This is a genomic window from Nocardiopsis eucommiae (assembly GCF_965344335.1).
GTDB classification, from domain to species: Bacteria; Actinomycetota; Actinomycetes; order Streptosporangiales; family Streptosporangiaceae; genus Nocardiopsis; species Nocardiopsis eucommiae.
The window spans coordinates 11,687-38,486 of the sequence record NZ_CBDRIY010000044.1; the positions used below are offsets into that span (position 1 = coordinate 11,687).

The 26,800-nt window shown below is 71.9% G+C and carries 17 protein-coding genes; 12 read left to right on the forward strand and 5 right to left on the reverse strand.

The genetic code is table 11. The annotated features are described in order from the left end of the window. Window positions 1-147 precede the first annotated feature (147 nt). From ACRWK8_RS22840 to ACRWK8_RS22855, 4 genes are all read left to right on the forward strand, one after another. Complete coding sequence (locus ACRWK8_RS22840) at window positions 148-2,163, forward strand: hypothetical protein (protein WP_378739529.1); 2,016 nt, start codon at window positions 148-150, stop codon at window positions 2,161-2,163. Then, window positions 2,156-3,451 carry a hypothetical protein gene (locus ACRWK8_RS22845; RefSeq protein ID WP_431872800.1) on the forward strand — a complete coding sequence of 432 codons (1,296 nt, stop codon included), beginning with the start codon at window positions 2,156-2,158 and terminating at the stop codon, window positions 3,449-3,451. The genes ACRWK8_RS22840 and ACRWK8_RS22845 overlap by 8 nt, the downstream gene beginning before the upstream one ends. Window positions 3,452-3,576: 125 nt before the next feature. Next, entirely contained in the window at window positions 3,577-5,886 is a 2,310-nt protein-coding gene (locus ACRWK8_RS22850) for a serine/threonine protein kinase (RefSeq protein ID WP_431872802.1), read from the forward strand. 67 nt (window positions 5,887-5,953) lie between these two features. Continuing rightward, window positions 5,954-8,080: a serine/threonine protein kinase gene (locus ACRWK8_RS22855; protein WP_431872804.1), complete on the forward strand. Its 2,127-nt coding sequence runs from the start codon at window positions 5,954-5,956 to the stop codon at window positions 8,078-8,080. Here ACRWK8_RS22855 and ACRWK8_RS22860 read toward each other — a convergent pair. Next, a complete protein-coding gene (locus ACRWK8_RS22860) occupies window positions 8,074-8,679 on the reverse strand; it encodes a uridine kinase family protein (protein ID WP_378739537.1) in 606 nt (201 codons plus the stop codon). The two genes, ACRWK8_RS22855 and ACRWK8_RS22860, sit on opposite strands and share 7 nt — an antisense overlap. Window positions 8,680-8,807: 128 nt before the next feature. On the opposite strand from ACRWK8_RS22860, the gene ACRWK8_RS22865 reads away from it, so the two are divergent. The 7 genes from ACRWK8_RS22865 to ACRWK8_RS22895 all read left to right on the forward strand — a co-directional run bounded on the left by ACRWK8_RS22865 (window position 8,808) and on the right by ACRWK8_RS22895 (window position 18,193). Further along, the gene (locus ACRWK8_RS22865) at window positions 8,808-9,983 is read left to right on the forward strand and encodes an ROK family transcriptional regulator (RefSeq protein ID WP_378739773.1); all 1,176 of its coding nucleotides are present in this window, start codon (window positions 8,808-8,810) and stop codon (window positions 9,981-9,983) included. A gap of 245 nt (window positions 9,984-10,228) precedes the next feature. Beyond that, window positions 10,229-11,377, forward strand: a complete 1,149-nt coding sequence (locus tag ACRWK8_RS22870) for an ABC transporter substrate-binding protein (RefSeq protein ID WP_378739539.1) — start codon at window positions 10,229-10,231, stop codon at window positions 11,375-11,377. Window positions 11,378-11,498: 121 nt separating this feature from the next. Next, the gene (locus tag ACRWK8_RS22875; protein ID WP_378739541.1) at window positions 11,499-12,299 is read left to right on the forward strand and encodes an ATP-binding cassette domain-containing protein; all 801 of its coding nucleotides are present in this window, start codon (window positions 11,499-11,501) and stop codon (window positions 12,297-12,299) included. Next, complete coding sequence (locus tag ACRWK8_RS22880) at window positions 12,296-13,573, forward strand: sugar ABC transporter permease (protein ID WP_378739543.1); 1,278 nt, start codon at window positions 12,296-12,298, stop codon at window positions 13,571-13,573. Before ACRWK8_RS22875 ends, ACRWK8_RS22880 begins: the two co-directional genes overlap by 4 nt. A 187-nt stretch (window positions 13,574-13,760) precedes the next feature. Continuing rightward, entirely contained in the window at window positions 13,761-14,531 is a 771-nt protein-coding gene (locus tag ACRWK8_RS22885; RefSeq protein ID WP_378739545.1) for a sulfite exporter TauE/SafE family protein, read from the forward strand. A gap of 287 nt (window positions 14,532-14,818) precedes the next feature. Then, complete coding sequence (dxs, locus tag ACRWK8_RS22890) at window positions 14,819-16,747, forward strand: 1-deoxy-D-xylulose-5-phosphate synthase (RefSeq protein WP_378739547.1); 1,929 nt, start codon at window positions 14,819-14,821, stop codon at window positions 16,745-16,747. Window positions 16,748-16,801: 54 nt separating this feature from the next. Continuing rightward, window positions 16,802-18,193 carry an FAD-dependent oxidoreductase gene (locus ACRWK8_RS22895; protein WP_431872808.1) on the forward strand — a complete coding sequence of 464 codons (1,392 nt, stop codon included), beginning with the start codon at window positions 16,802-16,804 and terminating at the stop codon, window positions 18,191-18,193. A 2-nt stretch (window positions 18,194-18,195) separates the two neighbouring features. On the opposite strand, the gene ACRWK8_RS22900 is transcribed toward ACRWK8_RS22895, so the two are convergent. Further along, window positions 18,196-19,041, reverse strand: coding sequence for a neutral zinc metallopeptidase (locus ACRWK8_RS22900; protein WP_431872818.1), 846 nt, complete (start codon window positions 19,039-19,041; stop codon window positions 18,196-18,198). 1,014 nt (window positions 19,042-20,055) lie between these two features. Next, a complete protein-coding gene (locus ACRWK8_RS22905) occupies window positions 20,056-20,829 on the reverse strand; it encodes a TetR/AcrR family transcriptional regulator (RefSeq protein WP_378739551.1) in 774 nt (257 codons plus the stop codon). A gap of 150 nt (window positions 20,830-20,979) precedes the next feature. On the opposite strand from ACRWK8_RS22905, the gene ACRWK8_RS22910 reads away from it, so the two are divergent. Next, entirely contained in the window at window positions 20,980-23,193 is a 2,214-nt protein-coding gene (locus ACRWK8_RS22910; RefSeq protein WP_431872810.1) for an MMPL family transporter, read from the forward strand. Between the two features lie 197 nt (window positions 23,194-23,390). On the opposite strand, the gene ACRWK8_RS22915 is transcribed toward ACRWK8_RS22910, so the two are convergent. Then, a complete protein-coding gene (locus ACRWK8_RS22915) occupies window positions 23,391-25,484 on the reverse strand; it encodes a 3-hydroxyacyl-CoA dehydrogenase NAD-binding domain-containing protein (protein WP_431872812.1) in 2,094 nt (697 codons plus the stop codon). Continuing rightward, entirely contained in the window at window positions 25,481-26,656 is a 1,176-nt protein-coding gene (locus ACRWK8_RS22920) for a thiolase family protein (protein WP_378739777.1), read from the reverse strand. The genes ACRWK8_RS22915 and ACRWK8_RS22920 overlap by 4 nt, the downstream gene beginning before the upstream one ends. Window positions 26,657-26,800: the final 144 nt, after the last annotated feature.

Below are 26,800 nucleotides of genomic sequence, written 5' to 3' on the forward strand. Positions count from 1 at the left end.
CGCCCGCGCCCAACAGGCGCGAACGCGGTGCTTCGGGGGCCGCCACCGTCCGACCGACGGTGGCGGCCCTTCTCGTGTGCGGGGTCCTCGTGTGCACGGGCCCTTCCGCGTTCCGGCCTGGCCGAAAGCTCCCGATATGCTCGGTGCATGCCCTCGCCCCCGAGACCAGGTCCCCTCCCTCGGTACGCGGACCTGCTCCGACGCTCCCTGGCGCTCTGCGCCGCGTCGCTCCTCGCGGTGCTCGCCGCCGCGCCCGCCGCTCGGGCCGAACCCGCGCCCGAGACGGTCGAGGCCCTGGAGGACACCCGGACCCCCGCCGAGTACTACGCGGACGAGCTCGCGGAGCGTCCCGAGGGCGCGGCCGTCATCGTGGACGACTCCCTCGCGGGCCTCGGCGACGTGGCCGAGCTGGAGCGGGAGCTGCACACCCTCTTCTCCACCCTCGACGTCCCGTACCACGTGATCGCCAGCCCCTTCCCCGGACAGGGGACGGACTGGGGCACCGGTCCGGTCCTGCCCGCGGTCGTGGACCGTGTCGACCGCGACGGCGTGTACGTGCACCTGCGGCCCGGGACCTACACCCAGGAGGTGCTGGTACGCGGCCACGACCTCCCGGGCGAGGAGAGCGTGCGCTCGTTGAGCGCCGACCCCAGGCTGGAGTACGACTCCGGACCGGACGAGATCGCCGCCGTCCTCGTGGAACGCCTCAGCGGTGCGGCCCCCGCCCCCGCGCACGGCCACGAGCAGGCCGAACCGGGCGCGCTGGCGGTCTTCTGGGAGGAGTTCCGCCGCGACGTCGACCCCACCCGTTCGGTCGGCGCCGAGAACCTCGGCACCCTCTCCGGGACCCTGTCCGGGTTCGTGCTCGGAACGGGCGTGATCTGGGTGTGGTGGCGTACCGCGCGCGGCCGTCGGCGGCGCCACGAGGTACCCGTGGTGGCCGTGCTCACCCTGACCCTGGCCGGGGCCGCGGTCGCGGGCCCCTACGCCCACATGATGAGCGTGCCCGAGGGCGGAGTGGAGACCGCCTGGAAGACCCCGGACGTGCGTTCCGTCCCGCCCTACGTCGCCAACACCGAGCGGGTCGAACGCCTGGTCTCCGAGACCGCGTCCACGCCGCTGTACGTCGCACCCCTGGTCACGATGGACCGCACCGGCCTGGCCGCCACCGCCGATCGGCTGGAGGACGCCGAGATCCCGGTCCGCGCCCTGGTGATGTCCATGAGCCCGTCCGACGAGTCCGAGGGCGACCCCGAGGTGCTGGCGTACTCCCTGGCCGCGCTCACGGAGGGACCGTCGGTGTACCTGGTCGCCACCACCGACTTCGAGGGCCGGGTCGAGATCGCCGCCGGGTCCTCGGGCCTGGGCATCGACGCCTACGACCTGAGCTCGGCCGTCCGGGACGTGGTCGCCGACACCCCGGCCGAGGCCGTCGAGGCCGCGCTGCCCGCCCTCACCGCACTGCCCACCGACCCCGACCGGCCCGACGCCGAACCCTTCTTCGCGTACACCTACGACGAGGATCCCGGGCCGAGGTCGGAGCGGTTCCTCGGTGACGGCTTCCTGCCCTGCCTCCTGGTGGTCGGGCCGCTGCTCTCCGGGATCGCCTTCGGCGCGCTGCTCCTCCTCGTGGTCGCCGTACGCGCCGCGCGCGGGGGCACGGTCGGTGGTCGGACGCGGATGACGGCACGAGCACTGCGGCGGCTGGCGCTGGCGGAGACCCGGGCCATGGTCCGGGAACTGGAGGCGGCCGGGGACGGCGAGGTTCCCGCGTCGGCCATGCGCGACGCCGACGCCGCCCTGGTCGTGCTCCGGCGCCCCACGGACGCGCTCGACCTCCTCGGGGTCACGGTCCTGGCCCGGCGCGCCCGCGCGGCCATCGACGGCGACCCCGGGGCCGGACGGCGACCGGTCTGCTCGGCCAACCCCCTGCACGGCCGGGCGGACCGTGACGGCAGGGTCGCGGTCGTCCGGGGGCGCCGCCCGCTGTGCGACGCCTGCCTGGACCTCCAGAACGACGCCCGGACCGCGCGCGTGCTGGAGCTGCGGATCGGCGGGGCCTGGGTCCCGCACCTGACGCTGGACCGCGTCTGGGTGCACACCAACTACGGATCGACGCGGCGCGGCCTCGTCGACGGGATTCTGGAGGAGAGCGATGCGTAGGTTCGAGGTCCCCTCCGTCCTGGGGGTGGTCCTGGCCCTCACCCTGGTGGGGGCGGTCCCCGCCGCCGCCTCCCCGGCCGACACCGTGCCGGAGAACGCCTCCGAGGCGATCACCTCCTCGCTGGCCGAGTCGCCGGTCCACGTCGACCCCGCCTACTCCAGCGCCCTGACCGAGGAGGTCCGACAGGAGGCGGTCGACCTCATCGAGGGCTCCGACCTGCCCCTGTACGTGGTCGCGGTGCCGATGGTCGAGGGCGACACCTGGGACGGCGACCCCGAGAACCTGGCCGTCCTGGTCCACGACCGCATGGGCGGGGGTCGGGCCCACATCCTGGTGTTCGCCAACGACCGCATGCACGGGCGGGACTTCGGGAGCGGATCGGACCTTCCCGCCCACTACGGGGCCCTCACCTCCTCCTACGCCACGGGGTTCAGCGGCAACCTCGGCCAGCTGGTCGAGGTCTCGGTGGAGACGGCCCTGTCCGAGGACCCCGAGGCCGCCTACACCGCCGCCAGTGAGGCCTACGAGGAGCAGCGGGAGGACGCCGCCGGACCGGTGTCCGGCTTCTGGCGGGGTGACGGGACGGGAGCGCCCGGTTGGCTGTGGCCGTCCGTCGCGGTCCTGGCGCTCCTCCTGGCCGTCGGGGCGGTCTGGCGCTCCCGCCGCGCCCGGGTGCCCTCGATGCCCGCTCTGGCCGTCACCCAGCACGCCGGATTCGACAACGCCGACCGCGCCGCCCTGGACCGGCTGGTCGAGCGGGGCGCCACGGACCTCGTCGAGCTCGGGGAGCGGCTGGGCCAGCTGCGCTCGCGCTCCCGGAGCGAGGAGGCCACCCGGCTCCTCCAACACGCACTGGACGCCCGCTCCGCCGCCGCCAAGGTCCACGACCGCATGATCGCCACCGAACCCACGCTGCCCGACGCGGCCGGGGTCCTCGTCCTGCTCGACATGGCGGAGGACGCCATCCTGCGCAGCCGGTCCCGGTCCCGCGAGCCCAGGGTGCACTGCTACGCCAACCCGCTGCACGGCAACACCACCACACGGACGGACTGGCGCGAGTTCGGCGGCACCCGCACCGTCCGCGTCCCGCTGTGCGCGGAGTGCGCCAAGGCGGTTCGGGAGCGGCGCCGCCCCCGGGTCCTCCCCGACCACCACAGGGGGAGTGAGGTGCCCTACTACGACGTCCCGGCCGAGGAGAGCGTGTGGTCGGCCACCGGATACGGGGCCCTGCGCGACGACCTGGTCGATCGGATCCTGCGGGGCGACCACGCCGATACCCGGAGGTAACGGCCGGGCATCGGATACGGGGAGACCGGAACCGGGACCGTGTACGGGCGGTCAGTTCTCTGTGGCACCCTGACATGGCGCCCCGCCCGGGGCGCCAGAACGACGTACGAGAGACGGGGCGGGCTGTGGACGACCCTCAGGACCAGGCCATGCGAGTGGAGGAGGTCGGAGGCTTCCGACTTCTGCGCTCCCTGGGGCGTGGCGGTTTCGGGGAGGTGTTCCTCGGTGAGGCCGCGGACGGCACTCTGGCCGCGGTGAAGCTCCTGCACGCCAGCTGGTCCGGCGACGCCGACATGCGGCGCCGCTTCGCCGCCGAGGTGGATCAGGCCCGCCGGGTGAGCGGGTTCTGCGTGGCCACGATCCTGGACGCCGACCCCGACGCGGCCCAGCCGTGGATCGCCACGGAGTTCATCGACGGCCCCACCCTCCAGGCCTCCGTCGAAGCCGACGGCCCGCGCACGGGAGTGGAGCTCCAACGCCTGTCGGTGGGCACCGCGACGGCCCTGGCCGCCATCCACGCGGCGGGTGTGGTGCACCGGGACCTGAAGCCGGACAACATCATGCTGGCTCCGGACGGGCCCCGGGTGATCGACTTCGGGATCGCCCGTGCGGTCGAGTCGACCTCGGTGACGGCGAGCGGGGTGGTCGGCACCATCGGGTACATGGCCCCCGAGCAGCTGGAGGGGGCCCGGCTGACCGCCGCGGTGGACGTGTTCGCCTGGGCCTCGGTGATGGTGTTCGCCGCCACCGGCCGCGAGGCCTTCCCCGGCCCGACCCAGGCCGCGCGCATCGCCCGCATCCTGGGCGGGGAACCCGACCTCGCCGGCCTGGACGGCGCGTTCGGCGCCACCCTCCGGGCCTGCCTGGACAAGGACCCCTCGGCCCGGCCCGACGCCGAGACCCTCATGCGATGGGTCATCTCCGCTCCGTCCGGTGCCACTCCGGCCCGGGCCACCGGTGGGAACCACACGCCCACCACGGTCGCCCCCGGCCCGGACTCCGACCACACGCACACCGCGGTCGCGCCCTCGTCCGACGCCCGTACCCGCGTCGGTGTCGACCACACCAGGGTCGCCGGACAACAGCCCACCGGCGTTCCCCCCGTGGACCCCACCAGGGTGGCCGGAACCGCCCAGGCGGCCCCCACCCGCAACTACACGCGCACGGCTCCCTCCGACGCGCCCGAGGCGTCCGCCCACGCCCGGTCGTCAGGCCCGTATCCGTCGGCCCCCGGCGGCGCGCACACCCCGCCGCCGAGCGGCGCGTACCCGTCGGCGGCCTCCGGCGCGTACCCGCCTCCCAGCGGGTTCCGCGGCCCGAACAGCGGCCACTTCGGAGCGGCACCGCCCTACCACTTCGTCAGTCTCCGGTTCCACGACCCCGCCCACCTGGCCGAGGCGATGCAGCAGAACTGGGGCGCCGCCGTCAAGGTCTTCAGCGAACCGGGCGAGCGCGCGGCCCTGGGTGCCTGGCTGATGGACGACCTGGGCGACACCAGTGTCGACCGCTCCCTGTTCCGTCGCGAGGTCCGGGACGCCAACCTCGCGGTCGCCTCGTTCGTCGCCCAGGTCCGCCCCGACCTGCCGCCCGTCTTCCGGGGCCGGGGTGTGTCCCTGGCCGAACTCCGGGCGTTGTTCTCCGACCCCGGGCCGCTCCTGACCGGTGCCCCGCTCAGCAACGAGATGGTCCTGCTGGCCCGGCCCGAACTCCTGCGGATCCTGAGCGCCCACCAGAGCCCCGAGAGCGTCGAGTACCAGCGGCTCGCGGAGGACCTGGACCGGGGTGAGAACGCCGGGACCCTCCTGCACGGACAGCTCTCCCAGCAGCTCGTGGGGTGGCGGTCGAGCCAGCCCAACGTCAACCCGGCGCTGGTCCTGGCCCTGCTCCTGAACCCGCACCTGATGGTCCCGCCCGACGACAACGGTGACTCCGGGGTCGCCGAGTGGGTGGACATCCTGTGGCAGCGGGTGTCGAACGCCAGCACCCCCGAGAGCGCCGGATACGCGGCGGCGGTCTACGGTTCCCTGGGCACCCTCCAGGCTCTGGCCAGGCAGCGCCGCTACTGGGAGGGCCGCTACGCCGAGGTGTCCACCGCCCACGAGGGGCTCGTGGGCAAGGTGGAGCTCCAGAACCGGACCGGGCGGATCATCCACTGGTGCCGGATCTCCCTCATCGGCCTCCCCCTCGGCCTCTTCCTCACCGTGATGCCCGTGTGGGAGGTGATCCCCGACCTCATGATGTGGGTCGCGCTGCTCGGTCTGGTCGGTCTGGTCGGCGCCTTCATGACACGCCTGGTGCTGTGCGGACCCGCCGACCGTCGGCGGCAGCGGCTCCTGGACCTGCACAACTCCAACCACCAGCTGCCCCAGCTGACCAGCGGAGTGGAGCGCATCCGCACGGACCTGGCCCAGGCACGCAGAATCACCTCCAGCTGATCCGGTCGGCGGGCTCGGGCCCCACCGTCCGGACGGCAGGACAAGAGAGACAAGGAAGGACGCGCTCGTGGACGAGACCACGGACTTGACGCCCGCCCCCCGCGCGGTCGGTCCGTACACCCTGACGCGATCGCTGGGCAGGGGCGGTTTCGGGGAGGTGTTCCTCGGTGAGGCCGAGGACGGTACCCGCGCCGCCGTCAAGCTCCTGCACGCCAACTGGTCCAGTGACACCGACATGCGGCGCCGCTTCGCCGCCGAGGTGGATCAGGCCCGCCGGGTGAGCGGGTTCTGTATCGCGACGATCCTGGACGCCGACCCCGACGCCGCGCAGCCCTGGATCGCCACGGAGTTCATCGACGGGCCCACCCTCCACCGGGCCGTGACCGTCGAGGGACCCCGCACCGGTGCCGAGCTCCAGCGCCTCGCCGTCGCCACGGCCACCGCGCTCGCGGCCATCCACGCGGCGGGTGTGGTGCACCGGGACCTGAAGCCGGACAACATCATGCTCGCCTCGGACGGGCCCCGGGTGATCGACTTCGGGATCGCCCGCGCGGTGGAGTCCACCTCCGTGACCGCCAGCGGCATCGTCGGCACGGTCGGGTACATGGCACCGGAACAGCTGGAGGGGATGCGTCTCACCGCGGCCGTGGACGTCTTCTCCTGGGCGTCGGTGATGGTGTTCGCCGCCACGGGTCGGGACGCCTTCCACGGCCCCACCCAGGCCGCGCGCATTGCCAGGGTGCTCTCGGGGGAACCCGACACCGGGGACCTGTCCGGGCCACTGTTGGACACCGTCCTGGCCTGCCTGGACAAGAACCCGAGGCGGCGCCCGGACGCGCCCGCCCTCCTCCACCACCTGGTCGCGGGGACCGCTCCCGGTTCCGCCGGTCAGTCGTCGGAGCCGCCGTCCCCCGGTCCGGAAGGGGACGCGCCCCGGCCCCCGTCACCCGAGGCGCCGCCGCACCACGCGGCCGCACCGCCCTCGGGCAGGCCCGCGTACCTCACCCCGCCGCCGTCACTGGTACGGCTCCAGAGCTCCTACGGTCCGTCGGCGCCCGACACGGACCCCGATGAGGGCGTCCCGCCCTACCGCTTCGCGGGGGTGCGCTTCACCAGGATCGAGCCGCTGGCCGCCGCCATGCAGGAGCACTGGACCGAGGCGGTGATGATCCTCGGAGACCCGGCCGAGCGGGCCATGCTCGGCTCCTGGGTCATGAACGACATCAACGACACCAAGGTGGACCGCTCCCTGTTCCGCAGGGAGGTCCGGGACGCGAACATGGCCGTGGCGTCCTTCGTCGCCCAGGCCTGTCCGGACCTGCCACCCCTCTTCCGGGGGCACGAACTCACCCTCGCCGGGCTGCGGGAGCTCTTCCACGACCCGCGTCCGCTGATCACCGGCGGGCACGAGGCCAACGAACTCATGCTGCTGGCCCGGCCGCAGCTGCTGCGGCAGATGGCGGAGCACCGGCACGAGGACGGCCCGGAGCTGCGCAGACTGGCCCGGGACGTCGAGGAGGCCGAGCGGACCGGGATGGCCTTCCACCGGGAACTGGCCCAGAACCTCAACGGCTGGCGCGGGTTCGAGGGTCGGATGGACCCGGCGCTGGCGCTCACCTTCCTGCTCAACCCCGATCTCATGGTGCCCCCGGACCCGGGGGACATGCCCGGCGCCCTGGACTGGACGAGCGCGCTCTGGTCACGCGTCGAGCTCTCCTCGGGGGCCCGACGGGCGGGGTACGCGGCGGCGGTCTACGGTTCCCTGTCGGCCGTGGTGACCCTGATCCGACAGCGCAGGGTGTGGGCGGAACAGCGGGAGTCCCTGCGGCGTGAACACAGTTCGCTGGCCGCCGCGGCCTCGGAGTCGGGGCAGATCTCCAGGATCAGGACGATGTTCCTGGCGGCGGCCATCGTCTTCCTGTTCCTGTCCCTGGTCCTCGGAGTGGCGCTCAACGGTTCGGGACTGGGCATGCTGTTCTTCCTGTCGTCCCTCGCCGCGGGGAGCGTCGCGCTGATCATGAGGTTCAGGGAGAACGGGAGCTTCGGGGGGTCCTCCGCGCGTGAGGCGCGCGACCTGCGTCTGCGCAACATCCCCCTCCAGGGGCAGGCGCTGGCGGCGGGCCTGCGCACGATGGACGCCGACATCCGGCGCGCCCGCGAACTCTGCTCGCGCCCGCCCGTCAAGGACTACTGAGGACCGTTCTCGACCAGCAGGTCGGCGCGGTCCCGAGGCGGGTCGCAGGCGTACAGGGCGTTCTCCTGGCGGGCCCACGACGCACGGTGCGGGGCGTAGGTGTCCGCGTCCTCCCGGGCGTCGAGCCTGCGGGCCCGCGTCCGCGCGTCGGCCTCCACCCACACCAGCAGGTCCGGGAGGTCGCGCACGGGGGCCGCCCCCGAACCACACCCCTCCACGACCAGGGTGCCCCCGCGTGCGACGAGGGCGGCGGGGAGGGTGACCCGCTCCGCACCGAACGCCCCGTGCTTCCAGTCGTACCGGTGCCAGGCGGGCGGGCGCCCCTCGGCCAGGGGCAGCAGTACCCACGACCTGAGCAGGGCGGGCGCCTCGGCCAGCCCCTCCCAGCCCGGGTAGAGGTCCTCCATCGTCACCAGGGCCACCGGCTCGTCCCGGTCGGCCAGCGCGCGGCACACCCGAGCGGCCACCATGCTCTTGCCCGACCCGGAACGCCCCTCCACCGCCACGACCCGGACGAGCGGTCCCCGCCGGTCGGCGCCCAGAACCGCCCCGGCCACGTCCTCCGCCCACCCGGGCCGGTCGGTGCTCACCCTCTCCATGCCAACGAACCTAGGGCATGGCCGTGGTCGCCGGACCGGGCCGGGGCTCGAAGGTCCGGTTCCCCGTTCAATGCTTGTAACATTCGACGGAACAACGCCGGAGCGAGCGGACGGAGACGGGGCACGTGGTGACCGAGGCCGGCACGACCCCCGGATCCCAGTCCGCGCTGCGGGAGGCCAACCAACGGCGCGTCGTGGACGTGCTGCGCCGCGACGGAACCCGCACCCAGGCCGAACTGGCCCGTGCCACGGGGCTGTCGGCGGCCAGCGTCTCCAACATCGTGCGGGGCCTGCGCGCCGCCGGGACCGTGTCCGTGCGCGACACCTCCTCCAACGGCCGCCGGGCCCGGGCCGTCACCCTCCTCAGGCCGCCGGGCACCGTCGTGGCCGTGGACTTCGGCGACGACCGGATCCGTGTGGCGGTCGGTGACAGCGAAGGCAACGTGCTGGCCCGCGAGGCGATCGCCTACGAGGTGGCCGTCGACGCCGGGAGGGCCGTGCGCCGGGCCGCCTGGCTGACCGAGACCGCCCTGCTGGGCGCCCGGATCGACCTGGGCACGGTCACCTCCGTGGTGGCCTCCGTCCCGGGGCCGATCGCGCCCGGGACCGGCGAGGTCGGCGCCATCTCCTGCCTGCCCCGGTGGGCGGGGTTCCGCCCTGCGGAGGCGCTGGGGGAGCGGCTCGGCGTGCCGGTGCTGGCCGAGAACGACGCCAACCTCGCGGTGGTGGCCGAACGGGAGCTGGGCGCCGCCCGTGGGGCCGACCACGTCATCCACCTGATCCTCGGGGAGGGCGTGGGCGCGGGCATCGTCATGTCCGGTCGACTCTTCCGGGGCGCGGGCGGTACGGCGGGCGAGATCGGGCACATCGGCCTGGACCCGCGCGGCCAGGTCTGCCGCTGCGGCAACCGGGGCTGCCTGGAGACCTTCGTGGGTACCGGGTACCTGCTGAACATGCTGCCCCGGACCCACGACCTCGCCGCCAGCACGGACCGGGCCCTGCTGCGGGAGATGGTCGCCTCCGCGCGGGAGGGCGACCCCGGCAGCCGCCGCATCGTCGCGGAGGCGGGGAGCGCCCTGGGCCAGGGAGTGGCGATCATGGCCAACCTGTTCAACCCGGACCGCGTGGTGGTCGGCGGCGACCTGGCCGAGGCGGGGGACCTGCTGCTGGTGCCCATGCGCAGGTCGATGGAGCTGGGAACCCTGGGCGGCGCCCTGGCCCAGCTCGAACTGGGGACCAGTGCCCTGGGCGAGGACGCGTCCATCCGTGGCGCGCTGCTCACGGCCGCGCACAGCCTGAGCTGAACCCGGACCTCCCGGCCGCGCCCCGAGGGCGCCCGTCCCGAGGTTCCCGACCCTCCCGTACGGTGTTCACCTTGGCGGCAAGCGTCCTGGCCTGCGTCGATGCTGATTTAACCTTGTGAACTCAAGACTCGTGATGTTTCGGTTATGTGTTCAACAGTTGACGACAAGGTGGACGCGGGGTTCTACTTCACACCATCGATCGCGCATTCTCATCCGCGCTGGTTCCGCAAGAGAGGCCCCCCGCGTTGACCACGAGACGCTCCCCACACCGTCGCCCCACCGCACCCCTGGGCGTCGCCGCCGCCGGTGCGGCCCTGGCCCTGTTCGCCACCGCCTGCGGTTCGCTCACCACGGACGACTCCGCCGGTGAGACCCAGACCCACAGCATCGAGGAGGGATTCCACGTCGGCCTGCTGCTCCCCGAGCTCCAGACCGCCCGCTACGAGGCCTTCGACAAGCCGTACTTCGAGGAGGCGCTGACGGACCTCTGTCCCAACTGCGAGCTCTCGTACGCCAACGCCGACCAGGACGTCGACGAACAGCAGACCCAGGCCCAGGCGATGCTGACCGCCGGGGTCGACGTGCTCGTGCTCGGGGCCGTCGACTCCGAGGCCGCCGCCGGAACCGTGAACGAGGCACGCGGCCAGGGGGTGCCCGTGGTGGCCTACGACCGCCTCGCCCAGGGCGGTGTCGACATGTACGTCTCCTTCGACAACTTCCGGGTCGGTCAGGTCCAGGCCGAGGCCCTGCTGGGCGCCCTCGAACAGGAGGGGACCGCCGGTGACGGCCAGATCGTCATGATCAACGGCTCACCGACCGACCCCAACGCGGGCGACTTCAAGGCGGGCGCCCACGAGATCTTCGAGGGCCAGGTCGAGATCGGCCAGGAGTTCGACACCCCCGACTGGTCACCGGACGAGGCCAACAGCCAGATGGAGGGCGCCATCACCTCCCTCGGCCTGGACGAGATCGTCGGCGTCTACTCGGCCAACGACGGCATGGCGGCGGGCATCATCTCCGCCCTGCGCAGCGCCGGGGTCTCCGTCGACGACCTCCCACCCGTCACCGGACAGGACGCCGAGCTGCACGGCATCCAGCGGATCGTCTCCGGCGAGCAGTACATGACCGTCTACAAGGCCATCCGCCCCGAGGCCGAGATCGCCGCCGCCATGGCCGTCTCCCTGGCCACCGGCGACGACCTCGAAGCGGGTGAGCACAGCGTCACCGAGGTCGAGGACGCGGACGGCGAGAAGGTCGACTCCGTCCTGCTCGACCCCGTCGCGGTCACCGTCGACGACATCGCGGACACGGTCGTCTCCGACGGCTTCTACACCATCGAGCAGATCTGCACCGACGACTACGCCGACTTCGACTTCTGCAAGGAAGCCCTCTAGCCAGATCCGACGTCCGGGCCGCCCCGCTGCCGGAGGCGGCCCGGACGCGACGCCCCGCGAGGGCCGGGCCGCGTGGAGCGACCGGCCCCGTCCCGCCGGGGCGAGAGAGAGAAACAGGCACATGAGCACACCCGTCCTGGAACTGTCCGGGATCTCCAAGACCTTCGGGGCCGTCAAGGCCCTCTCCGAGGTCGACTTCCAGGTCGACCCGGGGGAGGTGGTCGCCCTGCTCGGGGACAACGGCGCGGGCAAGTCGACCCTCGTCAAGGTCATCGCCGGAGCGCACCCGGCCGACAGCGGCGGCACCGTCCTCTGGGACGGCACGCCGGTCACCATCGGGGCGCCCGCCGACGCCCAACGCCTCGGGATCGCCACCATCTACCAGGACCTCGCCCTCTGCGACAACCTGGACATCGTCGGCAACCTCTTCCTGGGCAACGAGCGCCTCCACTTCCCCGGCACCCTCGACGAGGTCGAGATGGAACGGCGGGCCGTGGAGCTCCTCGACTCCCTGTCGGTGAGCATCCCCGACCTGCGGATCCCCGTCGCCGCCCTCTCCGGCGGGCAGCGGCAGATCATCGCCATCGCCCGGTCCCTGCTGGGCCAGCCCCGCGTCGTCATGCTCGACGAACCCACCGCCGCGCTGGGCGTCGCCCAGACCGCCCAGGTCCTCGACCTCATCGAGCGCCTGCGCGACCAGGGGCTGGGGGTCGTCCTGATCAGCCACAACATGGCCGACGTCCGTGCCGTCGCGGACCGTGCCGTCGTGCTCCGCCTCGGCCGCAACGCGGGCGACTTCCCCATCGCCTCGACCAGCTACGAGGAGATCGTGGCCGCCATCACCGGTGCCTCCGACAACCCGGTGACCCGTCGATCCACCCGTACCGGCTCATCGGCCACGGCCACGAAGGACAAGGAATGAGCCAGCAGACACACACCTCCCAGGACGGCGACACGTCCGTGACGGCGAGCGAACCCCGGCGCGACCCCCGCCTGCTGGCCACCGTCGCCTCGCCCGGCGGATGGCTCAGGGCCCTGCGACGCAATCTCAGGGGAGGGGAGCTCGGCGCGGCGCCGGTCATCGTCGGCCTCCTGCTGATCGCCGTCGTCTTCCAGTCGATGAACGACCGGTTCCTGTCCCCGCAGAACCTGTCGAACCTGACCGTGCAGATCGCCGCGATCGGCCTCATGACCACAGGCGTCATCATGGTCCTGCTGCTCGGTGAGATCGACCTGTCCATCGGATCGGTGGCGGGACTGTCCGCCGGGGTCCTGGCGGTCCTCGCGGTCCGGCACGGCTGGTCCGAGTGGGCGGCGGTCGGAGCGGCCGTGGCCGTCGGCCTCCTCGTGGGTCTGCTCCACGGGTTCGTCTTCGCGAAGATGGGCGTACCGGCCTTCGTGGTCACCCTCGCCGGGCTGCTCGGCTGGCAGGGTGTGCACCTCTACCTCATGGGCGGCGACGGGAGCATCAACACCAGCTCCAGCGGCGCCATCGCGATGCTCACCCAGACCTACTTCGTCCCGGTGGTGGGCTGGTTCCTGGTCCTGCTCGCCGTGGGCCTCTACCTGCTCTCGGTCCTGGTGGTCGAGGGCAGACGCCGCTCGGCCGGCCTGCCGTACAAGCCCCTGGCCGAGGTGCTGTTCCGCACCCTCCTGCTCTCCCTGCCGCTGGCGGGCGGCGTGTGGGTCCTCAACCAGTACAAGGGCGTACCGCTCGCCTTCCTCATCTTCGTGGGTTTCGTGGTGGTGCTGGACCTGGTGCTGCGCAAGACCCGCTACGGCCGCATGGTCTACGCCGTGGGCGGCAGCTCCGAGGCGGCGCGCCGGGCCGGGATCAACGTGGACCTGATCCGGATCTCCGTCTTCGGGATCGCCTCCACCCTGGCCGCGCTCGGCGGCGTCATGCTGGTCTCCCGCAACTTCGCGGCCAGCGTCTCCACGGGCGGCGGCGCCGAACTGATGATGGCCATCGCGGCGGCCGTGATCGGCGGCACGAGCCTGTTCGGCGGGCGGGGGAACGCCTACTCGGCCCTGCTCGGCGGCCTGGTGCTGGGTGCCATCACCTCGGGTCTGCTGCTGCTCCAGATGGACACCTCGGTGCGTTTCATGATCACGGCGGCGGTCCTGCTGATCGCGGTCGTGCTCGACGCCGTCTCCCGTCGCGGACGCAGGACCCACGCCAGGGGCGGCGCCTAGCCTTCCCCCATCGCGGCGGCCGTCCTCCCCGGCCGTTCGCGGGGCCCGGGCCGGTTCCCACTCCCACCGGTCCGGGCCCTCCCACGTGCGCGAAGTGTGCGAGGTGCGTCGCTATGGAGGCGACGTCGTCCCATCTCCCTATCTCCTAATCCCGATCGGCCAGAGGGGGATATACCGTCGTCCCCTCATGTTCGCTGATCTCCTCACACCCACGCCCCACACCCTGTTCGGGCAGATCGACGCCTGGGTCTTCCTCCTGACCGCGGCCACCGCCGTCCTCGCCGGGGCGGCCGTCCAGAGCATGGTCGGGCTCGGCCTCGGTCTGGTCGCCGCCCCGGTGATCTCCTTCCTCGACCCCACACTCATGCCCGGCTCCCTCCTGATCGCCGTGATCGTCCTGCCGATGCTCACCCTCGTCCAGGAGTGGCGCCACGTGGACTGGCGCGGCCTCGCCTGGGGGCTGCCCGCCCGCGTTCCGGGAACCGTGCTGGCGGTGTGGGTCGTGGCGGTCCTCGAACCCCGCGCCCTCGCGGCGGTGGTCGGCGTCATGGTGCTCGTGGCCGTCGCCCTGACCGTGCGGTCCTTCCGGGTGCGCATCACCCCGGTCTCCCTGGTCACGGCGGGCACCCTCTCGGGGTTCGCGGGCACCGCCACCTCGGTGGGCGGACCGCCCATGGCGCTGCTCTACCAGCACGAACCGCCGGAGCGCGTGCGCGCCACCCTGGCCGCGTTCTTCCTGCTCGGCGGTGCCCTCTCCCTGGTGTCCCTCGGAATCGGCGGGCAGTTGGACGCCCGTACCGCCGCGGCCGGGGTCGCCGCCATCCCCTGCGTGGGCCTGGGGTTCCTCGTCGGAAACCGGATCCGCCGGTGGGTCGACCCGGGGCTGATGCGCAGGGCCCTGCTGTGTGTGGTGACCGTCTCCGCGATCGGCCTCCTCGCACAGGCCGCGCTCGGCTAACCTCGGCCACTCGGGCCGTATCAGGTAAACCCGCTCCCAAGAGGGAGTAATCTACGCCGAAACCTCCGAGGCGGGTGCGGGCCCCGGCGGTGTCCTCCGTAAGGGCCACACCCTTGTGCCGGGGGTACCGTCAGATCCGTAGCCTCGGGGGGACGCCGGGTGTGACCCGCGGGCGAAGGCCCATAAACTCGGGTACGTATACCTGTCGGTAGCCATGTCCGGCCCACGTCAGGGGCCGGAGCGGCAAACGTAACGTGGACACGCTGGACGAGGGGACTGACGAGACAGTGACACTGTTCGAGTCGATACACAATCCGGAAGCGCTCAAGAAGCTCCCGGCCGACCAGCTCCCTGTGCTGGCCCGGGAGATCAGGGACTTCCTGGTCGACTCCTGCTCCCAGACAGGGGGGCACCTCGGTCCCAGTCTCGGCGTCGTCGAGCTGAGCATCGCGCTGCACCGGGTCTTCGACTCACCGAAGGACCCCATTCTCTTCGACACCGGCCACCAGGCCTACGCGCACAAGGTCCTCACCGGCCGCCACGACTTCAGCGACCTGAAGTCCGAGGGCGGCCTGTCCGGCTACCCCTCCCGCGCCGAGTCCGAGCACGACTTCATCGAGAACTCCCACGCCTCCACCTCGCTGTCGTACGCCGACGGCATGGCCAAGGCCAACGAGGTCCAGGGCCGTACCGACCGGACCGTGGTCGCCGTCATCGGGGACGGCGCCCTCACCGGCGGCATGGCCTGGGAGGCCCTGAACAACATCGCGGAGAAGCGGAACCGGCGCCTGGTCATCGTCGTCAACGACAACGGCCGCTCCTACTCGCCCACGATGGGCGGCCTGGCGGACCACCTCTCCTCGCTGCGCATGACCCCCGGCTACGAGCAGGCGCTGGACCTGGCCAAGAACACCCTCAACCGCACCCCGGTGGTCGGCCAGCCCCTCTACGAGGCCCTGCACGGCCTCAAGAAGGGCCTCAAGGACACCATCCAGCCGCAGATGATGTTCGAGGACCTGGGGCTGAAGTACCTGGGCCCCATCGACGGCCACGACGAGCCCGCCGTGGAGAAGGCCCTGCGCCGGGCCCGCGACTTCGGCGGACCGGTGATCGTCCACGTCATCACCCAGAAGGGCAAGGGGTACGCCCCGGCCGAGAACCACGACGAGGACCAGTTCCACGCCCCCGGCCCCTTCGACATCGACACCGGTGAGGCCAAGCCCGGCCCCAAGGTCGAGAAGTGGACGTCGGTCTTCGCCGACACCATGGTGGAGCTGGGCCGCGAGCGCGAGGACATCGTCGGCATCACCGCCGCGATGCTCCACCCGACCGGTCTGAACAAGTTCGCGGACGCCTACCCCGACCGCGTCTTCGACGTCGGGATCGCGGAGCAGCACGCCGCCACCGCCGCCACCGGCATGGCGATGAACGGCCTGCACCCGGTGGTCGCCGTCTACGCGACCTTCCTCAACCGCTGTTTCGACCAGGTGCTCATGGACGCCGCCCTGCACCGCCAGGGCGTCACCTTCTGCCTGGACCGCGCGGGCGTCACCGGCAACGACGGCGCCAGCCACAACGGCATGTGGGACATGTCCATCCTCCAGGTCGTCCCCGGACTCCGCCTGGCCGCCCCGCGTGACGCCGTCCGCATGCGCGCCCTGCTGCGCGAGGCCGTGGCCGTGGAGGACGCCCCCACCGTCGTGCGCTACCCCAAGGGCGCCGTCGCCGAGGAACTGCCCGAGATCGGCAAGGTCGGCCGCATGGACCTGCTGCGCCGCGCCACCGACGGCGGTCACGGCAAGGACCTGCTCATCGTCGGGGTGGGCACCATGGCCCAGGTCGCCTGTGAGGTGGCCGACCGCATGGCCGACCAGGGCATCGGCGTCACGGTGATCGACCCGCGCTGGGTCAAGCCGCTGGACGAGGCCCTGGTGGCCGAGGCCGCCGAGCACTCCGTGGTCGCGGTCGTGGAGGACAACGGCCGTACCGGCGCCGTCGGGGACGCCGTGGCCCGCCTGCTGCGCGACCACGAGGTGGACGTGCCCGTGCGGACCTTCGGCATCGAGCAGGAGTTCCTCGACCACGCCAAGCGCGACCGCATCCTCCAGCAGCAGGGCCTGACCCCGCAGGAACTGTCCCGCAAGCTCACCGAGACCGTGTCCCGGTACGGCGAGCGCGGCGGCCGACACCCCGAACTGGCCGACGAGAAGGCCTGATCCACACCTTTCTGGCAGCACCGGAACCGCCTCCGGTGCTGCCAGAATGGGTGCATGACCGACCAGCCCAGCCCGCAGGACGAGACTCCGCTCAGGGTGGCCGTGATCGGCTCCGGCCCGGCCGGGGTCTACGCCGCCGACGCCCTCACCCGCCAGCGCCGCGTGCCGGTCCGGGTGGACATCGTGGACCGGCTGCCCACCCCCTACGGCCTGGTCCGCTACGGGGTGGCGCCCGACCACACCAAGATCAAGGGCGTGGCGCGGACGCTGCGCAGGGTTCTGGAGCACCCGCACGTGCGGTTCGTCGGCGGCGTCGAGTTCGGCACCGACCTCACCCGCGCCGACCTGGCCCGGTCCCACCACGCCGTCGTCTACGCGACCGGGGCCAGCGTGGACCGGCGCATGGGCGTGGCCGGTGAGGATCTGCCCGGCAGCGTCGCCGCGACCGACTTCGTCAACTGGTACTGCGGCCACCCCGACAACACGTGGGACGACTTCTCCCTCGACGCCGAGGAGGTCGCGGTCGTCGGGGCGGGCAACGTGGCCCTCGACGTGGTCCGTGTCCTGGCCAAGACCGCCGACGAGCTCCGGCACACGGACGTTCCCGAGGCCGTGCTGGAGGTGTTCGCCGCCAGCCGCGTGCGCAGGATCCACCTCCTGGCCCGCCGGGGCCCGCTCCAGGCCAAGTTCACCGCGCCCGAACTCCGTGACCTGCTGGACCTCCCCGGCGCGGACATCGTGGTGCGCCCCGAACAGGTGGACATCGACCTGACCGAGATCGGGGCCGACCGCCCCGGGCTGCGCGACGTGTCCCGGGCGGCGCGCACCAACCTCAGGCTGCTGCGCGAACAGGCCGAGCGCGCCCCAGAGGGGCGCCCGCGCCGCGTGGAACTGCACTTCTGGTCCCGACCCGTGGAGATCCTGGGTGAGGACCGCGTGCGGGGCCTACGGGTCGAGCGCACCCGGCTCACCCCGGAGGGACACCTGGAGGGGACCGGTGAGCACGAGGTGATGGACGTCGGTATGGTGCTGCGCTCGGTCGGGTACGCCGGAGTGCCCCTCGAAGGTGTGCCCTTCGACTCCGGCGCGAGGACCGTGCCGCACGAGGAGGGCCGGGTGCTGGACGCCGGGGGAGCACCGGTGCCGGGTGACTACGTCGCGGGGTGGATCAAGCGGGGCGCCAGCGGGGTGATCGGCACGAACAAGTCCGACGCCGCCGGGACCGTCCGCGCGCTGCTGGAGGACGCCCCCGGCCTGCGTGACGCGGCCCCCGAACCCGTGGCCCTGGAACGGGTGCTGGACGACCGGGGGCTGCGGCACAGCGACTACGAGGGCTGGCTGCGCATCGACACCGCCGAGGCCGACCAGGCCGCGGACCTGGAGCGGGGGGAACGCGTGAAGTTCCGGGACTGGGAGGCCTACCGGCGGATCCTCGGACAGGGCTGAGGTCAGGTCACGTCCCCGGCGGCCGCGTCGTAGGTGTTGCACCCGCCCACGGTCGGGCTGGTGTACCCGGACTCCAGCCAGTACGCCCGGTTGGCCGCACTGCCGTGGGTGTCGAGGTCACCGCCGCCGTTGAAGTGGAGGTTGACCACGTCCAGGGAGTCGCCCCCGGGGTCCGTGAGGCCGCGCAGCCCGATCCCGGCCATGCACTCGGCCTGGAGTTCGGTGCGGCGCAGGGTGTCCAGCTCGTCGGCCTCGCTGCCCGCGCTGCGGCGGAGGTCGTGGGAGATGGTCAGGATGCCGGTGGCGTACTGCACGTGGTGGGCGTACTCGTGGCCCATCAGCGCGAGCCACACGTCCGCCTGGTGGGTGTCGGGGATCTGCTCGCCGACCTGGCGCACGTTGGGCAGGACCACGGTGATGAGGCCCCGGTCGCTCTCGTAGTAGGCCAGGGTGAAGGAGTCCTCGCTGTCCGTCTCCAGGGCCTCGTCGGTGACGGTGATCTCGGGTAGTTCGGGGTCCAGGCGGAGTTCGTCCATGACCGGCGCCCACAGTTCGTTCAGGCAGGTCCCGGCCTCGTTGGCGAACGCCTCCCAGGAGTCGTCCGAGTCGGTGCGCAGCTCCGGCAGGCCGCAGTCGACCGACTCGGGCATGGCGACGCCGTAGAGCGGGTGGTCGACGATGTCGACCTCCGCCGGGTGCGGCTGGGCGTACAGGGAGGTGTCGTAGAACGCGGACAGGTCGGTCCCGCCCGTGGAGACGTCCTCCTGCGGGGTGTTCACCACGATGACGACGCTGGCGACGAGCGCGACCAGGGCGACCGAGGCCGCCGAGAACGCCGCCACCAGCACGGCTCTGCCCCGGTCCCGGCGCGGCGGCGGGTACGTCCCCCACTGCGGCTGCGGGTGGTACGTCGGCACGTGTGCCGGGGGCTGCCCCTGGGCCCACGGGGGTGCGGGCGCCTGGTACCCCTGCGGGGCGTGCGGCGGCCGAGGAGGTCCCCACGCCACGTTCGTCCGGGGGGCCTGGGGCGGGTTCGCTCCGGGGGTGGGCTGGGGGAGACCCCACTGCCGCCCTCGCGCCGTGTGCGGCGCCTGAGCGCCGAACTGGTGCCCCTGTGACCCGTGTGCCGCCTGCTGCCCGTGTGGCCCCTGCGCAGCAGGGGACGCGTGAGGACCAGGGGCCTGTGGGTGTGGCGGTCCCTGCGGCGGGTTCGCTTGTGAGGTGTGTGTGGGACCCGCCTGGGGCTGTCCCGGCTGCGGCTCCAGTGGAGCGTGCGGCCCCTGTGACCCCTGTGGGCTTTGCGGTGCCTGAGGCCCGTGTGCGGCCTGTTGTCCGTGTGGCGCCTGCGGGGCAGGTGGAGCCTGAGATTCCTGAGCCGGATCTGCTGCTTGTGGGGCCTGAGTACCGGGGACGTGTGGGTGCGGGGGAGTGGCGGGCGGTGGGCCCTGGGGAAGCCCCTGGGGTCTCTGGGGGCCCGGAGGGCCTTGCGGGACGTGCGGCGGCTGAGGCCCTTGGTGCGGGTTGGGCGGATGGTCCTGCGGGGACACGGGCCCTGTGTGCGGCGTCCGAGCTGCCTGGGGTGCGGACGGGTCCGACTCCGGGTCCTGCGGGAACTGGGCCTCGGGTGCCCAGGGGCTCGGGGCGTCGTGGCGGGACGTGCCCGGGTCTTCGGGCGGACGCTGTTGGGCACCGGTCCGGTCCGGGTGGGGAGGATTCTCCCCGGGCTGGTCAGCTCCGGTTCGGTTCTCCACGGGATCGTCCTCGTCGTCGCGCCTACACGGGAACGGCATGCCGGATTCGTACCCACGAATCCGGCAATTGCCGCAGACCTCCAGTATGGGGCTTGAACGAACGGGTCCCGGTCAGGCTCCCCCCGCCTCACTGGGTGCGGAATAGCGAACCCCGAGGTCCTTCGCCATGTTCTGCAGCTCGGACTCGAAGAACGGTTCCATGTCCCCGACCACGAAACTCAGATGTTGGAACACCTCCATACAGACCACGCCATACAGGCGCACCCAGCACGCGGTGAGGACCATGACGGCGCCCTCGGAGATGTCGGGCGAGGTGAATCCGACGGAGTCGGCGAAGGAACGCAGCTCCGGGCGGAGCGCGTCCGGGATCTCCTCGTCCGTCGGCAACGGGAAGCGCTCCTCCGAGACCAGGCGGTCGAAGAGGGTGAAGAAGGTGGAACCGAAACGGCGGCCCGCCTCCAGGGCACGGGTGATGTCGGCTTCAGGGTCCAGTCGGGTCCTCGGCCCGAACATCACCGAGAACTCGGCCTGGTGGGTGATGGCCCAGTTCCGGAAGGCGCGCAGGGAGACGAGGATGCGGCCGTCAGTGTCCTCCACGGGCATGCTGGCGTCGGCGGCGGCCACCACGTCGGCCAGTTCCTCGTACATCTCCGCGGTGATCATCACGAGCAGGGCGTCGATCCCGGGCACGTAGCGGTACAGGCCGGGGGCGGTCATGCCCATCTCACGGGCGATCGCGCGCAGGGAGACCCCGACGACCCCGAACTCCACGAGGTGTCTGCGGGCGATCTCCTTGATCTCGGAGAGTGTGGCCTCGCGCACACGCTCGCGGCGGCTCAGGGTGCCCCCGGTCCGATGGTCGCTTGTGACCGGCGGTTTCGTCATGTGCTGCGGTACACCCCGTCTCACGCGCCAGGGTCGAGGCGCTTCGGTTGTCTCGGTGATGTTGACATCGTAATGCCTGCACGCTTAAGTGAACACCGTTAGCAAACAGTGTTCACGAACATGACGAGCGTTCGCTTGAAAGGGCGGCCCATGCCGACACACACGGGGTTCTTCGGCCGACTGGGGCTCGGCGCCCACCGGGGCCGATGGTGGATCCTGGCCCTCACGGGACTCTTCGCGGCCTTCTCCGCGGTGTGGGGCCTCGGCGTCTTCTCGGACGTCAGCCAGAGCGGGTTCGAGGACCCGGGCTCGGAGTCCTCGCGGGCCATGGACGTGCTCCAGGAGGAGCTCGGACACGACGACATCGACATCATCGCGGTCTACCGCAGCGACGAGATGCGGGTGGACAACCCGACCTTCGCCCAGGCCGTGCAGCGGATCACCGACGGCCTGCCCGAGGAGGTCGCCGGATACGAGCTGTACCTGGACGAGGACCTCTCGGAGGTCGAGCGCGGCATGCTCGTGTCCGAGGACATGCACGCTACCTACGTGCCGGTCACCCTGACGGGCGAGACGCACGAGGAGCGCCTGCACCAGTACGAGGCCACGGCGCGAGCCCTGGAGTCCGGCCCGCTGGAGACCCACCTGGGCGGCCCCATCGCGGTCGAGCACGAACTCTCCGAGACGGCGGAGAGCGACATCATCCGCGCGGAGCTCATCACGCTCCCGGTCCTGCTCCTGCTGCTGGTCCTGATCTTCGGCGGGCTGGTCGCCGGTCTGGTGCCGCTCGCCGTCGGCGGCCTGGCGATCCTCGGGTCCCTCACCGTCCTGCGCGCGCTCACCTCCGTGACCGAGGTGTCGGTCTTCGCCATCAACGTCGCCACCCTCCTCGGCCTGGGGCTGGCCATCGACTACGGCCTGTTCATGGTCAGCCGCTTCCGTGAGGAGCTGGGACGCGGGCGCACCGTCCCCGACGCGGTCCGCCGCACGGTGGACACCGCCGGTCGTACCGTCGCGTTCTCCGGGGTGACCGTGGGCATCGCCTTCGCGGGCCTGCTGTTCTTCCCGCAGCCCATCCTCAAGTCCATCGGCTTCGGCGGCATCGCCGTGGTGGCCTTCGACCTGATCGCCGCCCTGGTCTTCCTGCCCGCCCTGATGGCCGTGGTGGGACGCCGGATCGACCGTCTCGCACTCCCGCTGCCGCGCCGGACCGTGACGGGTGTGATCGACGAGAACACGGGGGCCTGGGCGAGGTTCGCCCGCACCGTGATGCGGGGCCCCGCCGTGTCCCTGGTCGCCGTCGGCTGCGTGCTGGTGGCCTTCAGCTCCGGGCTCGCCTCAACCCAGTTCGGCGCCACCGACCAGCGCTACCTGCCCGCCGACGCCTCCAGCAGGGTCGGTACCGAGGCCATGGCGGAGGACTTCCCCGCCGGGCAGGTCGGCAGGCTGCACGTGGCGGTGCTCGGTGACAGTGGCGAGGCCGCGGTCGACGAGTACGTGGAGCGCCTCGACGCCCTGCCCGGCGCGGTCCGCACGAGTGTCGCCCGGGCGGAGGAGGGCGTCGCGCACGTGGAGGTCGCCTACCAGGGCGCCACGGACGACCCCGAGGTGCAGCGGCTGGTGCGTGACGTGCGCGCCGAACCCGGTCCCGAGGGCGCCGAGGAGACCCTCGTGGGCGGTGTGGCCGCCATGCAGCTGGACAACCTGGACGCGATCGTCCAGGAGGCCCCGAAGACGGTCGCGTTCATCATCGGTTCCACGCTGGTGCTGCTCTTCCTGGCCTTCGGCTCCGTGGTGCTGCCCGTCAAGGCGGTCCTCATGGGCGCGCTGTCCCTGGGCGCCTCGCTCGGCGTGGTGATCTGGGGCTTCCAGGAGGGGTTCTTCGCCGGGCTGCTCGGGTTCGACCCGGTCGGCACCATCGATCCCACGTACCTGGTGCTCATCATGATCGTCTCCTTCGGGCTGGCGATGGACTACGAGCTCTTCCTGCTCAGCCGGGTGCGTGAGGAGTACCTGCGCAGTGGCGACAACACCCGATCAGTGGCCCTGGGGCTTCAGCGCACCGGCCGGATCATCACCAGCGCCGCCCTGTTGCTGGGCGTGGTGCTCGTGGCGATGGGCACCTCGGGGCTGCTCTTCCTGAAGATCATCGGAATCGGACTCGCGCTCGCGGTGCTGGTCGACGCCACCCTGGTGCGCGCGGTCATGGTGCCCGCCACCATGCGTCTGCTCGGTGACTGGAACTGGTGGCTGCCGCGCCCGCTGCGGTGGTTGCACGACCGGATCGGTATCTCGGAGGGCGGCGACGAGGAGGAGTCCCCCGAGGTCAGCGAACGGCGGGAGCGGGTCCCTGCGGGGGTCTGACCCCCGAACCCCGGAACCCCGCCCGGCCGCGTGCCGGGCGGGGTTCCGCGCGTGGTGGAGGCTTGCGTGAGGAGCGCCCGGTGCGGGGCCCACCAGCCCTCAGTCCTCGAAGAGCTCCTCGACCCGGCCGACACTCAGGCTGAGAGGCGTAAGGGCCCGGCTCCCCTCGGGGAGCCGGGCCCTTGGCGACCGGGGGCCTAGAAGGCCTTCGGGGCGCCCTCGTGGAACGGCTTGCCGTTCACCTCGGTGGACACGCCGACCTTGTCCAGGTACGGGGTGATACCGCCGGTGTGGAAGGGCCAGCCGGCGCCTGTGATCAGGCAGAGGTCGATGTCGGCGGCCTCGGCCACCACGCCCTCGTCCAGCATGATCCGGATCTCCCTGGCCAGGGCGCGCAGGGCCCGGTCCAGGATCTCCTTCTCCTCGGACGGGGAGTCCCCGCCCTTGAGGAGCTCCTTCACCTCGGGGTCGATGGTCAGGTCCGGGGCGAAGATCGCCGTCTTGCCCGCCTTGACCACGGCCTCCAGCTGCGGGGACACCGCGAAGCGCTCCGGGAACGCCTCGTGCAGGGTCTCCGCGACGTGCAGACCGACTGCCGGGCCCACCAACTGGAGCAGCATCAGCGGCGACATCGGCAGGCCCAGCGGCGCGACCGCGCGGTCAGCGACCTCGGGCTCCGTGCCCTCGCCCACGGCGCCCAGCACCTCACCCATGAACAGGGTGAGCAGACGGTTGACGACGAACGCCGGGGCGTCCTTGCACAGGACCGAGGTCTTCTTCAGCTTCTTCGCCGTGGCGAACGCCGTGGCCAGCGAGGCGTCGTCGGTCCGGTCGCCGCGGACGATCTCCAGCAGCGGCAGGACGGCGACGGGGTTGAAGAAGTGGAAGCCCACGACCCGCTCGGGGTGCTGGAGCTTCGACGCCATCTCGGTGATGGACAGCGAGGAGGTGTTGGTGGCGAGGATCGCCTCGGGGGAGACCACGGCCTCCACCTCGGCGAACACCTGCTGCTTGACCTCCATCTTCTCGAAGACGGCCTCGATGACGAAGTCGGCGTCCGAGAAGGCGTCCTTGGTGAGCGAACCGGTGACCAGGGCCTTGAGGTGGTTGGCCTTGTCCTGGTTGACGCGCCCCTTCTTGAGGAGCTTGTCGACCTCACCGTGGACGTAGTCCACACCCTTGTTCAGGCGGTCCTGGTCCAGGTCGGTCATGACGACCGGCACGTCCAGGCGGCGCGCGAACAGCAGGGCCAGCTGCCCGGCCATCAGACCGGCGCCGACGACGCCGACCTTGGTGACCTTGCGGGCCAGCGACTTGTCCGGCGCGCCCGCCGGGCGCTTGGCGCGCTTCTGCACGAGGTCGAAGGCGTACAGGCCGGCCTTGAGCTCGTCGCTCATGATGAGGTCCGCGAGCGCCTGGTCCTCGGCGTCGAAGCCCTCGTCACGGGTGGCGGTCTTGGCGGCGGCGACCAGCTCGACGGCGCGGGCCGGGGCCGGGGCGGCGCCGTGCAGCTTGCCCTCGACCACGAAGCGGGCCATGTTGACCGCGTTGTCCCAGGCCTCGCCCTTGTCGACCTCGGGGCGCTCCACGGTGACGTCGCCCTTGACGACCTTCGCGGCCCAGCGCAGGGACTCCTCGACGAAGTCGGCGGGCTCGAAGATCGCGTCCGCGATCCCCATCTCGAAGACCTGCTTGCCCTTGATCATCTTGTTCTGGGCGAGCGGGTTGTCGACGATCAGCTTGAGGGCCTTCTCGGCGCCGATCAGGTGGGGCAGCAGGTACGTGCCGCCCCAGCCGGGAACCAGGCCGAGGAAGGCCTCGGGGAGCGCGAAGGCCGGGACGCCCGAGGAGACGGTGCGGTACGAGCAGTGCAGCGCCACCTCGACGCCGCCGCCCATGGCCGCGCCGTTGACCAGCGCGAAGGTCGGCACGTCCAGTTCACCGAGCTTGCGGAACGTGTCGTGGCCCAGCTTGCCGATGGCCTCGGCCTGCTCGCGGGTCTGGATCGCGGGGACGCCCGTGAGGTCCGCGCCGACCGCGAAGATGAACGGCTTGCCGGTGACGGCCACGGCCACGATGTCGGTGCGCGCCTTGGCGGCCTCGATCGCGGCGTCCAGGCTGAGCAGGCCGCCGGGGCCGAAGGTGTTCGGCTTGGTGTGGTCGTGCCCGTTGTCCAGGGTGATCAGGACGGCGGTGCCAGCACCGTAGGGGAGCTCGACATCGCGGGAGATCGCGTTGGTGACGACCTCGTCCTTGAAAAGCTCGCGGGCCTCTTCGATGGCGGTGCTCACTTGCCCCCCTCGTAGTTGGTGTTCTCCCACAGGATGGTCCCGCCCATGCCCAGGCCCACGCACATGGTGGTGATGCCGTAGCGGACGTCGGGGCGCTCGGCGAACTGGCGCGCCAGCTGCATCATCAGGCGGCCGCCGGAGGAGGCCAGCGGGTGGCCGACCGCGATGGCGCCACCCCACGGGTTGACGCGGGCGTCGTCGTCGGCGATGCCGAAGTGCTCCAGGAAGGCGAGCACCTGGACGGCGAAGGCCTCGTTGATCTCGATCAGACCGACGTCGTCGATCGAGATGCCCTGGCGGGCGAACAGCTTCTCCGTGGCGGGGACCGGGCCCACACCCATGACCTCGGGCTCGACGCCGGTGAACGAGAAGTCGACCAGGCGCATCCTGGCGTCCAGGCCCAGCTCCTCGGCGACCTCCTCGGCCATGAGCAGCGTGCCGGTGGCGCCGTCGTTGAGGCCGGCGGCGTTGCCGGGCGTCACGTTGCCGTGCGCGCGGAACGGCGTCTTGAGACCGGCGAGCGACTCCATGGTGGTGCCGGGGCGCGGCGGCTCGTCCTGCGTGGCCAGGCCGAAGCCCTTCTCCGCCGAACGGACCAGGGTCTCGACCAGGTCGGGCTGGATCTTCCCGTCGGCGTAGGCCTTGGCGACCTTCTCCTGGCTGCGCACCGCGTAGGCGTCGGCGCGCTCCTTGGTGATGGTCGGGTACCGGTCGTGCAGGTTCTCGGCGGTGTTGCCCATGACCAGCGCGGACGGGTCGACCAGCTTCTCGGAGATGATGCGGGGGTTGGGGTCGACGCCCTCGCCCATGGGGTGGCGGCCCATGTGCTCGACGCCACCGGCGATCACGACGTCGTAGGCACCGAAGGCGATGCCCGCGCCCGCGGTGGTCGCGGCGGTGAGCGCGCCGGCGCACATGCGGTCGATGGAGTAACCGGGGACGCTGCGCGGCAGCCCGGCGAGGATCGCGGCGGTGCGCCCGAGCGTCAGGCCCTGGTCGCCGATCTGGGTGGTGGCGGCGATGGCGACCTCGTCGACGCGCTCCGGGGGCAGGCCCGGGTTGCGGCGCATCAGTTCGCGGATGACGCGGACGATCAGGTCGTCGGCGCGCGTCTCGGCGTAGAGGCCCTTGCCTGACTTGCCGAACGGGGTGCGGACCCCATCGACAAACACGACATCGCGGGCAGTTCGCGACACGATGGCCCCTCCTTCTCCAAGCGTTGGGTGGACTGTATGAGTCCATGCTACTCGCCAGTAACAAATAGTGCGAGCGGCGGGGCCCCTCACTTCCGAAGTCGGGGGAGGCCCCTACTTTCG

Excerpts from the sequence above, each read along its gene's own strand:
- ACRWK8_RS22885 (WP_378739545.1), top strand. The coding sequence starts at position 13,761 with ATGTTCGCTGATCTCCTCACACCCACGCCCCACACCCTGTTCGGGCAG.
- ACRWK8_RS22895 (WP_431872808.1), top strand. The coding sequence starts at position 16,802 with ATGACCGACCAGCCCAGCCCGCAGGACGAGACTCCGCTCAGGGTGGCC.
- ACRWK8_RS22905 (WP_378739551.1), bottom strand. The coding sequence starts at position 20,829 with ATGACGAAACCGCCGGTCACAAGCGACCATCGGACCGGGGGCACCCTG.
- ACRWK8_RS22875 (WP_378739541.1), top strand. The coding sequence starts at position 11,499 with ATGAGCACACCCGTCCTGGAACTGTCCGGGATCTCCAAGACCTTCGGG.
- ACRWK8_RS22910 (WP_431872810.1), top strand. The coding sequence starts at position 20,980 with ATGCCGACACACACGGGGTTCTTCGGCCGACTGGGGCTCGGCGCCCAC.
- ACRWK8_RS22880 (WP_378739543.1), top strand. The coding sequence starts at position 12,296 with ATGAGCCAGCAGACACACACCTCCCAGGACGGCGACACGTCCGTGACG.
- ACRWK8_RS22845 (WP_431872800.1), top strand. The coding sequence starts at position 2,156 with ATGCGTAGGTTCGAGGTCCCCTCCGTCCTGGGGGTGGTCCTGGCCCTC.
- ACRWK8_RS22860 (WP_378739537.1), bottom strand. The coding sequence starts at position 8,679 with ATGGAGAGGGTGAGCACCGACCGGCCCGGGTGGGCGGAGGACGTGGCC.
- ACRWK8_RS22840 (WP_378739529.1), top strand. The coding sequence starts at position 148 with ATGCCCTCGCCCCCGAGACCAGGTCCCCTCCCTCGGTACGCGGACCTG.